Source organism: Flavobacterium sp. AJR (genome assembly GCF_002156885.1).
In the GTDB taxonomy this organism is placed as follows: domain Bacteria; phylum Bacteroidota; class Bacteroidia; order Flavobacteriales; family Flavobacteriaceae; genus Flavobacterium.
The window spans coordinates 1-14,180 of record NZ_NCWQ01000092.1 but is presented as its reverse complement, the minus strand read 5'-3'; the positions used below and the strand labels follow the sequence as shown (position 1 = coordinate 14,180).

The following is a 14,180-nucleotide window of genomic DNA, read 5'->3' as shown; positions in this document are numbered from 1 at the left end:
ATTTATAAAGTAAACATTAATACCAATGGAGGATTTAGTTCTCCCGTAAATTTAGGCCCTGGAATAAATACAGAAGGAAAAGAAACATTCCCATTTATAACAGACGATAATGAAATTTATTTTGCCTCAGATGGGCATCCCGGACTTGGAGGTTTAGATGTTTTTGTTGGAAAACTAAGTGATGATGGTGTGAGCAATGTCAAAAATTTAGGTTCAGATATTAATTCTCCCAAAGATGATTTTGCTTATTTAATTGACACTAAATCACGAAGAGGATTTTTTACATCTAACAAAGATGGCGGACTGGGATCTGATGATATCTATAAGTTTTTAGAAACAAAACCATTAGTAATTTGTACTCAGGAATTATACGGAACCATAACCGATTTGGCAACTGGAGAAGTTTTACCAAACACCAAATTGACTTTGTATGACAATAACTTTAAAGTAATTACAACAGGCTATTCAGATCAAAACGGAAATTATACTTTCCCAGTAACATGTGGTCTAACCTACAACGTAAGAGCCGAAAAAGAAAAATATACAACCAAAGAACAAAGTGTTACTATCTTAAACGAAAAAGGAAGAACTCAGTTATCTATAGCACTTGAAAAATCTGATTGTGTTGTAACAATTGGTGATGATTTAGGTAAATGTTTTGGTATCAAAATGATTTATTTTGATCTTGATAAATCTAATATCCGCAGAGAAGCAGCTTTGGATTTAGAAAAAATACTAGATGTATTGAATCAATATCCAAAAATGAAACTTGATATTCGTTCTCATACCGATAGTCGTGCTACGCATAAATACAATGAAGCATTGTCTGACAGAAGAGCAAAATCGACTATAAAATGGTTGATTCAAAACGGTGTTGCTCCAAACAGATTAACTGGAAAAGGATATGGAGAAACCCAACTTGTAAATGGTTGTTCTGATGGAGTAAAATGTACCGAAGCCGAACATCAAATGAACAGACGAAGCGAATTTATAATTTCGGCTTTATAACAATAAATCAAAGTATAGTTTTAATAAAAAATTGTTAGTTATGTATTAATCCTAAACCAGTGAAATCAACTTCACTGGTTTTTTATTTGTAGATAATATAGTTGAGTCTGATTCTATTTTAACGCAAAGTACACAAGGAAAAAAACGCAAAGGTTCGCAAAGCTATTGATTGAACTTTGTGAATCTTTGTATAAGCCTTTGGCTACCTTTGCGGTAAATTATTTCATTCTCACTTTAACGCAAAGCACACAAAGAAAAGAACGCAAAGAGCACAAAGCTATTCATTAAACTTTGCGAACCTTTGTGTAATCCTTTACGACCTTTGCGGTAATTTTTTCGCCTAATTACTAAACTTTCGAACATAAAAAAAGCTGTCTATAAAGACAGCTTTTTACCACTACAAATTAAATAGCCGTTATTAATTAAAATAACGGCTATTAACCTCAACTTAAATAAACCAGTAACATAAAAAGGGTCTTTTTACTTCCATTTTCTTCTGTAAAAAAAAATAGATTCAATTATATTTTTGCAAAAATATTAGTATAATATTTTCTTCCGTTTTCTGGATCTTGTTTTATAGCTATACCAAAATGCGTATAGTCACCTACTATATTTTGTTTATGTCCTTCGCTTTCTAACCACGCTTTTAATACTGCTTGTGGTGTATTATAATTGTAGGCAACATTCTCACCTACTTTTTTAGCTCCTAGTACTTTAATAATGTTTTCTGAGCGATCTACAAAACCATCATGATTTACTACATCATGAGCAATCATGTAATCATCATGCTGTTCAGATTTAAAAGAAACGTGATTTATTGTTTTTAAAGCATTTAATCCAACACTAACTCTATAATCATTAATAAGTTGCATTGTTTCAAGCTCCGTTTGATTATAAGTATAATCGGTAACTAGTTCAGAAGAAACACCTGATTCTGGATTTGAAACTGAGTCAACCGAATCAGATGCACAAGAATTCATGGTAAGCGCCGCTATTACCAAAAGCGATAAAAAATGAATTCTTAATTTCATAAATATTAGTAGTTTAAGCTTAAAGTAGATTGTGGGGCAAACTCTTTAAATTGTATTAAATAAATTATGCTTCTTTTTAATTATTAGTTAAATCTACATATTTTATCGTTAAACTACCAAAAAAAATCGATGAACTACACTATAAAATATTTTTATAATGTATTTTTCCTACTTTTAAGACGAAAGTCGTTCAATCTTCCAAGAGTAATCATCTTGAGCAACATATCTTATTCTGTCATGCAAACGATTTGGTCTTCCTTGCCAAAATTCAACCTCAACAGGAGTAACAAGAAATCCTCCCCAATGTTTAGGTCTGGGAATAGGTTTTCCTTCAAATTCTTTCTCTAGTTCTTTTAGGTTCTCTTCTAGAAATGTTCTTGATGGAATAACTTCACTTTGATGAGATACAATTGCCCCTAACTTACTTCCGTCAGGTCTTGAATCGAAATAACCATCCGAAACCGATTCAGATGTTTTAGCTGCTATTCCTTTTATAATAACCTGGCGTTCTGAGCTTGGCCAGAAGAAAGACAAACAAACATGTGGATTATTCTGTATTGCTTTTCCTTTTTCAGAATTATAATTGGTATAAAAAATAAAACCTTCTTCAGAGAATTTCTTCAATAAAACAACTCTCGATTTAGGAAAGCCATCCAATCCTATTGTCGACACTGTCATTGCATTTACCTCATCGACTCCTCCAAAGTCTTCTACTTCATGAAACCATCTATTAAAAAGATTAATAGGATCTTCTGGAATATTACTTTCCAGCAATTCACTTTTCTCGTAGGATTTTCTATAATTACTTAGATCATTCATTTTTTTTAGATTAGTTAGATTGTTAGATCTTTTAGACTACTTAGACATCTTGGATTATTAGACCTTTTAGACTTCTTAGAATTTTAGAATTAGTAACCTCATTCTTTGGATTGCTTAAAGCTTAAAGCCTTCGGCAATTATTTAAAATTCAAAACTCTTTCCATCATCACCTAATAATACATTAGGAAAGATAGTTTCGGCTTCTTCTCTAAACAATTCGATACTTTCATATCTGGTAGAATAATGTCCCAGAACCAAATGTTTAGCATTGGCTTTTAAAGCAATTGTCGCAGCTTCTTTGGCTGTTGAATGTAATGTTTTTGCAGCCAAAGCTTCTTCCGATTGCAAGAAGGTGCTTTCATGATACAAAACATCTACATTATTTATAATAGGAATTACGGCTTCATGATATACAGTATCAGAACAAAATGCATAACTCTTAGGAGGCAAAGGGTCAAATGATAATTTTTCGTTGGCGATAATTGTACCATCATCCAACTTTATATCTCCTCCGTTTTTAATTTTCTGATAATAACAAGTATCTATATTATAATGCTGAACAGCATCTACATCTAGTTTACGCGGATCTTTTTTCTCCTGAAACAAAAACCCATTCGTATAAACTCGATGATTTAGAGGTATTGTGGTTACAATAACTTTTTGATCTTCAAAAACAACTTCGCTTTTATCAGACACTAATTCATGAAAGAACAAACCATAGTTTGTCCATGAACTCGATAATTTCAGTTGTAGTAAGATGATTTCTTTAATTCCTTTCGGACCATGAATATGCAAATCAGTAGTTCGTCCTAAAAGGCTAAAAGTAGATATTAACCCGATGAGCCCGAAGAAATGGTCTCCATGCAAATGCGAAATAAAAACGTGATTTATCTTAGAGAATTTTACCTTGTTTTTACGCAATTGTACCTGAGTTCCTTCACCACAATCGATAAGAAACAATCTGTTTTTTATTTCTAATACCTGCGAAGTCGGATTGGTAAAAGTTCTTGGAGTTGCGGCATAACAGCCTAATATTGTTAACTTCAATTTTATGTTTATTTGTTTATTGGGTAAAATCGTTTAATCGTTCAAGAATAAAACATCAAAATAAATCGACTAAACAGTTAAACAAATAAACAATTAACCCATATTTTATATTAATATATAACTAAGAATCAAGATCCTTTCAGTATTTAAAATCCTAAATCTCTTTCTATTTCGTCCATTTCAATAATATCATGCGCCTCTAAAACTGAAGGCACAACAATTAATGCATCTGGAACAGCATTATAATCTATATCAGAAACAACAATGGCAAAAGATTTTTTGGCTTTTTTTTGTTGTTTAGAAAGAGGTAATAATAATTTGATATCGTTTATGGTTAAATCTTTATGTGCCAATAAATCGATAATAATATTGTGATTTCCGAAGGTTTTAAACTGCTGTGTTATTTTCTCCAGAAAAGAAGTAAAATCTCCCTGAGTATCTTTAATTATTGTTGTATGTCCTTTTTGATCTACTTTCATTTTTTCTCTTGCTTTACATTCATTAATCCCTAAATACCTCTTTGGAACAACGAAGGTAGTTTCTTTTTGGAATTTATTGGATTTTTGAAGCCAAAAGATAAATAACCGCCATACGAACGGCTACTCCATTTTCGACTTGATTTAAAATAACCGAATGTTCAGAATCAGCTACTTCAGATGTTATCTCTACTCCCCTGTTTATTGGTCCGGGGTGCATGATTACAATTTCTTTGTTCAAAGAATCTAATAACGCTTTATCTACACCATATTGTTGTGAATATTCTCTTGTAGAAGGGAAAAAGTTAACATCCATTCTTTCGTTCTGCACACGCAACATATTGGCAACATCACACCATTCTAATGCTTTACGCAAATTAGGTTCTACAGTAACTCCTAATGATTCAATATATCTGGGAATTAATGTTTTTGGACCGCATACTTTTACCTCAGCACCTTGCATTTTCAAAGCATAAATATTAGATAAAGCTACTCTTGAGTGTAAAATATCACCTACAATTACTACTTTCTTTCCTGCTACATCTCCTAATCTTTCTCTAATAGAATAACTATCCAGTAAAGCTTGTGTTGGGTGTTCATGTGCTCCATCTCCTGCATTTACAATACTTGCTTTTACATTCTTGGATAAAAAGTAAGCTGCTCCAGGATTGGCATGTCGCATTACGACCATATCCACTTTCATCGAAAGAATATTATTTACCGTATCGATAAGTGTTTCTCCTTTTTTAACTGATGATTGTGCTGCCGAAAAACTAATAACGTCGGCCGATAATCTTTTTTGTGCTAATTCGAATGAAAGTTTTGTTCTGGTACTATTTTCAAAAAATATATTGGCAATAGTAATATCTCGCAACGAAGGAACTTTTTTAATTGGTCTGTTAATGACTTCTTTAAAATGGTCGGCTGTTTCAAAAATTAGGTTAATATCATTCTCATTGATGTATTTTATTCCTAACAAATGATTTACGCTTAATTCTTTCATCTTTTATGTTTAATTGTTTTATTTGTTTAATGGTTTTTTGCTAAACCGTTTAATCATTTTCTACCGATTAAACAATTAACCGGTTAACCGATTAAACTAATTTGTCACTAAGTAAACGACATCTTCGCCATCATTCTCTTTCCAACTCACAATCACTTTCTCATTATTGATAGCATCCACCTGTCTGCCGCGATAATCGGGTTGTATTGGTAAATGTCGGCTAAAACGCCTGTCGATTAACACCAATAATTCAATTTCTGCTGGTCGGCCAAAGGATTGAATAGCAGTTAATGCTGATCGAATACTTCGTCCTGTGAATAATACATCATCTATAAAAATGACTTTTTTATTCTCTACAATAAAATTGATTTGGGTTTTATTAGCTTCAAGAGGTTTATCTGTTCTTCTGAAATCATCTCTAAAAAAAGTAATGTCTAAATAGCCTAATGTAATCTCAGGCGTTTTATATTCTTTTTCTAATAATTCTTTCAGTCGCTCTGCCAAGTAAACACCTCTAGGTTGAATTCCTACCAAAATCGTGTCTGAAAAATCAAGATGCTTTTCTATCAATTGACAGGCCAAACGATGTAATATGATAGTAACTTCTTTTGAATTAAGTAATACTTTTTGACTCATAGTAAAGTGTAGTGTTTGGTTGGGCAAATATACAAAATCAGATTTTATTTGTTGGGGTGTTAGGAAGGGAAATATTTTTTTTTGATTTGGGGAGGTTTGGTAGTGGAGTTTTTTGACAAAGATTTAGTAAAATCCTTAGAAAATAAAATCCTACTTTTTGACTATAACTTTAGTTTGAAATTATATTTTAACCAAATCTGCCTTCTTTTAAAAATCAAACCTTCTTCAAAAATCATTGACCAAAAATTGCAATATCTTTTGGAAAACATACCAATAATTGGTATTTTTGATAAAATTTAAAGTCATGCCAAAGAATACATCAATATTATTAGGAGATTATTTTAATGATTTCATCAATTCTCAAGTAAAAACAGGCAGATTTTCATCAGCTAGTGAAGTGGTTCGTGCCGCATTAAGAATGTTTGAACAAGAGGAAACCAAAAAAGAAGAGCTTATTAAAGAATTAAAAAAAGGAGAAAAATCTGGATTTGTAAAAGACTTTAATCGTGATTCTTTTATAAATAATCTTCATAAAAAATATCCAAACAATGAATTATAAGATAAGCAATGAAGCGTCTTATGATTTAGAAAAAATTTGGTTATACACAGTTGAAAATTGGTCTATTGAACAAGCTGACAGATATTTAAATCTTATTATAGATGAGATTGAATATTTATGTCTAAAACCAAATTCTGGGAAAAATTTTGAACATATCAGAAAAGGATATTTAAGAACTGAAGTGAAATCACATTTAATCTTTTATAGAATAAATACTAAACAAAACGAATTAGAAATCATTAGAATTCTACATCAAATGATGGATATTGAAAATCAACTTAAAAAGTAAATCACCAAATGTAAAACTCTAAACAATTTGATTAGAGTTACAAACTAGCATCAGTCAATTAAAACCATAAAACAATGAAAGTAAAAGTAATAGGAATACCAGTTCTAGATCAAGAAAGGGCATTACAATTTTATACTAACAAATTGGGCTTTATAAAAAAACATGATGTACCATTAGGCGGAGGTAACAGATGGTTAACTGTTGTTTCTAAAGATGAACCAGACGGAGTTGAAGTTTTATTAGAACCTTCACCCAATCATTTTGAACCTGCTAAAACATATCAAAATGCTCTTTTTGAAGCTGGAATTCCGTACACACAAATTAATGTAGATAATCTTCAGGAAGAATATGATAGACTTATTAATCTAGATGTTGAATTTAAAATGACTCCAACAGAAATGGGAAATGTAAAAATTGCTATTTTAAATGATACCTGCGGGAATTATATTCAACTTATAGAAATGTTACAATAATACTTTAAACTTATTCTTTATAAATTCAAAAAGCTTCCACATTTGCGGAAGCTTTTTTTATTAAATAACTATTGTTTTAATTCTCTAACTATTTCACAATTAATTTAGCCGTAAATAATTTACGAGAATGTATTTTTAGGATATAAACTCCTTTTGGTAAATCTTGATTTATAAGAGAGAACTTATTGTTGTTTACATTTTTTGTAGCGTACAATAATTTTCCTTCCATATTATAAATCTCAATTTCATCGATAGGATATTCCGACTGAATAAAAGTTTCTGCATTACTATTAGTAGGATTTGGATATACTTTTAAACCATTATCGATTTTAAACTCATCGTTACCTAAAGAACTATCAATTACTTCAAAAGAAACTCTGTTTGATACTTCGTTATAAGAATCATTGGTAAACATGACCAAAAAGTAGTTTCCTTTTTCTGTAGGCAACTCTGTGGTAGCAATAGCTTTAGTTCCTTCCGAAAGTCCTTCAAAATAAGTATAACTTACCAATGGTTTTTCGTTAGGATTATCGCCTTCGTGGTAAATCCCCAACCAATCTTTTACGATTCCTGGAGCATCTGTCCATGAAGCTGTAATTTGTTCGCCAAGATCATATACCGGTTTATTAATCCATAATTCGGTAACCACAGCTCCGATTTTAAAGAATACTTTATTTCCGATAGCATTAAAACTATCCTGCAAATAATATTCGGCATAATAATATCCTTTTGGTAAGTTATTAAATGATTTAGTATCTGCAACTGTGGTAACATATTGCCAACTTGTTGAGGCAACTCCAGATCCTGGATTTACTCCCATTCTATATATACCAATCCAATCCTTTGCCAATTGTGGTCCATTGCTATAATTAACAATTACTGGTGTGCCAACAGAATATTCGGTATTATCTGTAGTTAATACAGGAACTGGTCCTACATAAAAATATTTTCGTGGCGCAATTTCCGTGTAACCTCCATTAGAAAATATCACGGCATAATAACGTCCTTTATTAGCCAATCCGCTTGGGAAATTAATAAATCCGCTTGGGCTACCATTAGTATATTGCCAAGTTAGCGATGGTGTCGATGATCCCGGTGTTTGCCCTTCTTTATACAATCCTATCCAAGTTTTTGTACTCGCTGGTGCATCGGTAAAATCAACTTTAATAGGTTTATTTTGCGAATAAGTTAACGCATCGGTAATAATCTCAGTATTCACATTATTACTTCCTGTTACAGTAAATGCTTGAGTATCGCTCCAAGGAGACCATTCCAGATTGCGGTCTCTATATCTTAATTTCACATAATACTTACCATTAGGAAGCGAGTTCGAAGCTAAATCCATCTTGGTAATATCTACACCCAGATTTATATCAACTGTTGAATCTTTTTGAGTTTTATATTTTCCGTATAAATTTTCGAAGTCACGATATACTTCTTTTTTGATTATATCGAATGTTGGTGTCTGTGAAATTAAAAACTGACTTGTATTTAATAACTCATTTGTTGTAGTGCTATATGCCGAACCTGATATTGTTAAAGGCAAAGTAACATTTGCAGCAAAAGTATTTGTGATTGCAGGTTTTACTGGTGCTACTTTGTTTTTATATCTATGGAATTCGTCCATTAACTGGTTGTTTTTCCATTTATCTACGCTTCCGATAGAATAGCTTTCGATATCCATTTTTCCGTTGGTAACATCAATGTCTACAATTTGGTAAATCCAGTTGCATATTGTTTTCTGCACATCTTCAAAATCTTGTTCGGTAGATGATCCCCAATATTGATCCCAAGCTGTTCCACCCGAAATGATATTATATGTAGGTGTGTTTTTTAATTGTCCTCTATGATACAAATGATGGTGCGCACCAATATGCATAGAATATTTAGGAGAAGTTACCAATAGGGGAACGGCTGTATTACGAACCCATGTAGAGATATCTCCAACATATTGCTCTGCTTGATATGGTCTGTGACTAAGTGAAAAAATCCACTCTACGGTATTATCAACATTTGCAGCAGCAAGAACCTGTTGCAACCAAGTTAACTGTGCTGCTCCTGTATGTTCTGAACTTAAACTGATAAATAAAACATTACCTGCTTGTTGTGCATAATAATTCTCTGTTCCTGATGAAATCCCTTTATAGGAAAGCTCACTGATATAGAAATGATCATAATATGAATTCATCCCAAGTGTTCCATAAGTTTCATGATTTCCTACTGTAGTCTGAATTGGTATATTGCCCGATAATCCTCTGTTCTTTTTAAAGTGCACATTCTCGTAATGATCCAAAGTTCCTACATCGACTTGATCTCCAACCATAAATGTCATCGAAATATTATCTTCTGGAGATAATGTAGAACCCCATTTTTGTTTTATTTTTCTTTTTGCTGCCGATACTAAAGAATCGTAGCGAGGTACAGCTTTTAGCTGATTATCTCCCATAATCAAAAAGCGAATATGTCCATCGGCAGTTGCTGCTTGCCCAGGGTTTGGCAATGTTTTAAATGAATAAACGGTAGACACATCTGCACCCGTTTTTATTCTGTAATAATATTTAGTGTTCGGCGAAAGATTCATCAGTTTCGCGCTGTGGTAAAAATAATTCCCAGGATAACCCGAATCTGTAAAAACGTTAGTATTACCTGTAACAGTAACATTAAGGGATGTTGCTGTTGTTCCGTATTCTACAATAGTTTCTGGGTTGCTATCTGTTTTCCAGTTAACATAAATAGATGTAGGGGTTGCGTTTTGCAAATAAGGAAATAGCTTTTGTGCTTGTGCAGCAAAACCTATCCCAAATAAGAATAATAGAAAGTAGAGCTTTTTCATAAGTTGTTTTTCGTTGTTAGACGAAGCAAAAGTATTCTACCAAAATGCAAATACTTTTAAGACAACATTACCCTTCTTTTATCTTTACTTCTCTTTATTGTAAAGTTAAAAATGCACAGATTGTCTAAAAAAGGGAACGCGGATGAAACGGATTCGCCAAGGCGAAAACGCGGATGAAAACGGATTTTTTCTCTTTATAATCTTAAGAAATCTGTTTTTATCTGCGTCTTTACTTTAGTAAATCCGTTTCATCCGCGTTCTATTTTTACAGCATTATATATTTACAACTAAGCTGCAACTGTCTTTTTTTCTTTTCCGAAAGAAATCCAGGTTGCTTTATGCCAAATATATTCTAATGGTCCTTGTTTGTGTGTTTTTAACCACCATGTACAAAATCCTAATTGTAACAGAAACAAAACAATTCCTATTAGTAATCCAAATGTTGCGCCTGTATATTGGTATAATCCTAAACCAAAACGGTAGTATATAAACGACCCTAAAATAGATTGAGAAAAATAACTTGTTAAGCTCATTTTTCCGAATGGAATTAATTTTATCAGAACTTTATTTATAGCTTCTTTTTGATATAACAATACAAATGTACTTACTAAAACGACCATAAAGGAAACATTAGACCAAGATGTAAAAATGATTAATAAACTGTTTACCATGTCTTTATTTGCTATAAGTTCTGGCAAATAAGTTTTGAATGCAAATAGCGGGATAAATAATATAATTGCATATACTAATGCTTTTTTCCAAAATGCAATACTAGCTTCCGAAATAACAAAGAGTTGTTTTCTTCCTGCTATCATCCCAAACATAAATAATGCTGGTGCCTGAAAAAATCTTCCGTTTTCCCACGACCAAAACACTGATGCCCATCTTCCTATTGATAAATTACCTACTGCATGATCTACAAATGAGTTCCCACTTAAGTAAGTTTGCATACTTCCATAATAAGCATTTGATTGATTTGCAGGAAGTACATATTCAGGGTTAAATAGAATATTAAAAAAGTTGAACCACTCCATAGGAAGCATCAACAAGAAAGTTGCTATTATTAAAACGTATTTGGTATTTAAATTACAAACCGGAATTAATATTAATCCTAAAACGGCATACATCATTAATATATCTCCTGAGAAAAAGAGTGTATTTACTAATCCGAAAACAAATAATATTGCCAGTCGCCAAACGTATCTCCATCTAAAATCATTACCTTTTTTACGCTGATTATCGTATTGTATAAAAAAACTAAAACCGAAAAGAAGTGAAAAGATGGCATATGATTTTCCTGCAAAAAGAAAGAATAATGTATCCCAAATTATTTTATCTAATACCTTGATTGGTTCAGGTAAATATTCGGGCAAATAATAGAAATCAAAGTGTTCTAAATTATGAAGTAACATAATCGCCATAATGGCTAAACCACGTAATGCATCTATGACTTCTATACGGGGAGTTTTTAAACTAAAAGCATTTTCTGACATAATATTTTAAGGATTAATTTATAGTATTTTAACTCAAATATAATTTTATTTAGCCAAAATCTACAATCCAAATCCTCAATTATAGCGCAGCCTAACAGTCTAATTTTCAATTATTCTCAACTATTTTTCATAAAATTAAAAATCAAATAATAAAACATTTTACAGGAATTATATAACATTCTTTTTGTGGTATTTATTAATTTCACAATAAGACAATAATGATTGTCATTTTTAATTAATTTAAAAACACGAAATCATGAAAAGTAAATTATCTACAATACTAGTCGCTTTAATTATATCGTTATCTCTTACTAGCTGTGAGGCTATTGAAGGCATTTTTAAAGCAGGAATGGGTGTCGGTGCTTTTGCAGTAATTATTGTAATTGTTTTAATAATTTACCTGATTATTAAAATCTTCGGTAAAAAATAATAGAATAAAAAAAATCCCAATCGGTGCGCCGATTGGGATTCTTAAAAATATGTTTTAAGTATTAAGAATACATTTTCACTCTTAATTCTTGTACTTTTTCATCATCAAGATATTCATCAAATGTCATGTAACGATCGATAACTCCATTTGGTGTAAGCTCTACTACTCTATTACCTACAGTTTGTGCAAACTCGTGATCATGTGTTGTAAAAATCACTGATCCTTTAAAGTTTTTTAGTGAGTTGTTAAATGCTGTAATCGACTCTAGATCTAAGTGATTTGTAGGCTCGTCTAGCATTAATACATTGGCTCTTTCCATCATCATTCGAGATAACATACAACGTACTTTTTCTCCTCCTGATAAAACTCTACTTGTTTTTAAAGCTTCTTCTCCTGAGAAAATCATTTTCCCTAAGAATCCTCTAATAAAAACTTCATCGCGCTCTTCTTCGGTTTTTGCCCATTGACGTAACCAGTCTACCAATGTTAAGTCGTTTTCGAAAAATGAATGATTCTCTGCTGGCAAATAAGCTTGATTTGTTGTGATTCCCCAATCAAAAGTACCTTCGTCGGCTTTTTGATTGTTATTTAAAATTTCGTAAAATGCTGTCGTTGCACGTGAATCTTTAGAGAATAAAACAATTTTATCTCCTTTTGCCATATTCAAATCAACACCTTTAAACAAAACATCTCCTTCGATTGAAGCGCTTAAGTTTTCAACATTTAAAATTTGATCTCCTGCTTCACGATCCTGATCAAAAATAATTGCAGGATAACGACGGCTTGAAGGTTTAATCTCAGAAATGTTAAGCTTACTAATCATTTTTTTACGAGAAGTTGCTTGTTTAGACTTAGCAACGTTGGCACTAAAACGACGAATAAATTCTTCTAATTCTTGTTTCTTTTCTTCAGCTTTTTTGTTTTGTTGTGCACGTTGTTTTGCCGCTAATTGGCTAGACTCATACCAAAACGTATAGTTTCCTGAGTAATGGTTGATTTTACTAAAATCGATATCTGATATATGTGTACAAACCGAATCTAAAAAGTGACGGTCATGCGATACTACAATTACTGTATTTTCATAATTTGCAAGGAAGTTCTCTAACCAAGCGATTGTTTCAAAATCCAAATCGTTGGTAGGCTCATCCATGATAAGTAAATCTGGATTTCCGAATAAAGCTTGTGCCAAAAGGACACGTACTTTTATTTTTCCCTCTAGATCTCCCATTAATGTATAATGGTGCTCTTCGGCAATACCTAAGTTAGACAACATCGAAGCTGCATCAGAATCAGCGTTCCATCCGTTCATTTCTTCAAACTGAACTTGTAACTCTCCTATTCTATCTGCGTTTTTATCGTTATAGTCTAAATAAAGTTCATCCATTTCTTTCTTAACTGCGTACAATACTTTGTTACCCATAATTACGGTTTCAAGTACTGTATGCTCATCGAACATGTTGTGGTTTTGGTTTAAAACCGACATACGTTTTCCTGGCTCTAAATGGATATGTCCTGAAGTAGGATCCATTTCGCCTGAAATTATTTTAAGAAAAGTTGATTTTCCAGCACCATTGGCTCCGATAACTCCATAAATATTTCCGTGTGTGAAAGTTGTATTTACTTCGTCAAACAAAATTCGTTTGCCAAATTGTACCGATAAATTATTGACTGTTAACATGAATGTCTATATTAATTAATTTTGTGCAAAAGTAGTGAAAAAGGTTCAGAGGTACAAAGAAACTGAGCGGCTAAGTTTTTTTAATATGAAAATAGCTAAAATTATCTTTTACTACAAATCATATCTGTAAAGGAACGCGGATGATACGGATTTACAAAAGTAAAGACGCGGATAAAAACTGATTTAAAAAACAATAGTAAAGAAAATCCGTTTTTATCTGTGTTTTCGCCCTAGCGAATCCGTATCATCCGCGTTCCTTTTTATAGGTAATCTTTGCTTGCTTTGCGGTTAATTCTTCAATTTACTTTCTTTTTCCAAAGCTACTTCTAAGCTTTTGTAATTATTTAAAACTTTGGTAATTAATCCTTCTTTATTGATAATGAAATGTGTGGGAAATGCATTTAG

General features: G+C 32.0%; 14 protein-coding genes. 5 read left to right on the top strand and 9 right to left on the bottom strand.

Annotation, left to right across the window (positions count from 1 at the left end; genetic code table 11):
- The coding region (locus B8T70_RS19990) for an OmpA family protein (RefSeq protein ID WP_165763236.1) at positions 1-1,008 on the top strand (1,008 nt) is incomplete at its 5' end.
- A 518-nt stretch (positions 1,009-1,526) separates the two neighbouring features.
- Here B8T70_RS19990 and B8T70_RS19985 read toward each other — a convergent pair.
- From B8T70_RS19985 to pyrR, 6 genes are all read right to left on the bottom strand, one after another.
- Positions 1,527-2,039 carry a CAP domain-containing protein gene (locus B8T70_RS19985; protein ID WP_039120355.1) on the bottom strand — a complete coding sequence of 171 codons (513 nt, stop codon included), beginning with the start codon at positions 2,037-2,039 and terminating at the stop codon, positions 1,527-1,529.
- A 174-nt stretch (positions 2,040-2,213) separates the two neighbouring features.
- Complete coding sequence (gene pdxH, locus B8T70_RS19980) at positions 2,214-2,858, bottom strand: pyridoxamine 5'-phosphate oxidase (RefSeq protein WP_039120356.1); 645 nt, start codon at positions 2,856-2,858, stop codon at positions 2,214-2,216.
- A gap of 141 nt (positions 2,859-2,999) precedes the next feature.
- Positions 3,000-3,905 (bottom strand): ribonuclease Z, encoded by a 906-nt coding sequence (locus B8T70_RS19975; RefSeq protein WP_086895987.1) that lies wholly within the window; start codon positions 3,903-3,905, stop codon positions 3,000-3,002.
- A gap of 146 nt (positions 3,906-4,051) precedes the next feature.
- Positions 4,052-4,384 (bottom strand): hypothetical protein, encoded by a 333-nt coding sequence (locus tag B8T70_RS19970; RefSeq protein ID WP_039120358.1) that lies wholly within the window; start codon positions 4,382-4,384, stop codon positions 4,052-4,054.
- A gap of 73 nt (positions 4,385-4,457) precedes the next feature.
- Entirely contained in the window at positions 4,458-5,384 is a 927-nt protein-coding gene (locus B8T70_RS19965) for an aspartate carbamoyltransferase catalytic subunit (RefSeq protein ID WP_039112741.1), read from the bottom strand.
- Positions 5,385-5,480: 96 nt separating this feature from the next.
- Entirely contained in the window at positions 5,481-6,020 is a 540-nt protein-coding gene (pyrR, locus tag B8T70_RS19960) for a bifunctional pyr operon transcriptional regulator/uracil phosphoribosyltransferase PyrR (protein ID WP_035620405.1), read from the bottom strand.
- Between the two features lie 304 nt (positions 6,021-6,324).
- Between pyrR and B8T70_RS19950 the strand changes: the two genes are divergently transcribed.
- The 3 genes from B8T70_RS19950 to B8T70_RS19940 all read left to right on the top strand — a co-directional run bounded on the left by B8T70_RS19950 (position 6,325) and on the right by B8T70_RS19940 (position 7,341).
- Positions 6,325-6,579, top strand: a complete 255-nt coding sequence (locus tag B8T70_RS19950; RefSeq protein WP_086895988.1) for a type II toxin-antitoxin system ParD family antitoxin — start codon at positions 6,325-6,327, stop codon at positions 6,577-6,579.
- Positions 6,569-6,868 carry a type II toxin-antitoxin system RelE/ParE family toxin gene (locus tag B8T70_RS19945; RefSeq protein WP_086895985.1) on the top strand — a complete coding sequence of 100 codons (300 nt, stop codon included), beginning with the start codon at positions 6,569-6,571 and terminating at the stop codon, positions 6,866-6,868. Before B8T70_RS19950 ends, B8T70_RS19945 begins: the two co-directional genes overlap by 11 nt.
- Positions 6,869-6,942: 74 nt before the next feature.
- Positions 6,943-7,341, top strand: coding sequence for a VOC family protein (locus tag B8T70_RS19940; RefSeq protein WP_086895984.1), 399 nt, complete (start codon positions 6,943-6,945; stop codon positions 7,339-7,341).
- Positions 7,342-7,429: 88 nt separating this feature from the next.
- On the opposite strand, the gene B8T70_RS19935 is transcribed toward B8T70_RS19940, so the two are convergent.
- Together B8T70_RS19935 and B8T70_RS19930 are read right to left on the bottom strand one after the other, a co-directional pair.
- A complete protein-coding gene (locus B8T70_RS19935) occupies positions 7,430-10,174 on the bottom strand; it encodes a fibronectin type III domain-containing protein (RefSeq protein ID WP_086895983.1) in 2,745 nt (914 codons plus the stop codon).
- A 287-nt stretch (positions 10,175-10,461) separates the two neighbouring features.
- The gene (locus tag B8T70_RS19930) at positions 10,462-11,667 is read right to left on the bottom strand and encodes a DUF418 domain-containing protein (protein WP_086895982.1); all 1,206 of its coding nucleotides are present in this window, start codon (positions 11,665-11,667) and stop codon (positions 10,462-10,464) included.
- 256 nt (positions 11,668-11,923) lie between these two features.
- Between B8T70_RS19930 and B8T70_RS23975 the strand changes: the two genes are divergently transcribed.
- Complete coding sequence (locus tag B8T70_RS23975; protein ID WP_165572322.1) at positions 11,924-12,097, top strand: hypothetical protein; 174 nt, start codon at positions 11,924-11,926, stop codon at positions 12,095-12,097.
- A gap of 61 nt (positions 12,098-12,158) precedes the next feature.
- Here B8T70_RS23975 and B8T70_RS19925 read toward each other — a convergent pair whose 3' ends face one another.
- The gene (locus B8T70_RS19925; protein ID WP_039120362.1) at positions 12,159-13,775 is read right to left on the bottom strand and encodes an ABC-F family ATP-binding cassette domain-containing protein; all 1,617 of its coding nucleotides are present in this window, start codon (positions 13,773-13,775) and stop codon (positions 12,159-12,161) included.
- Positions 13,776-14,180: the final 405 nt, after the last annotated feature.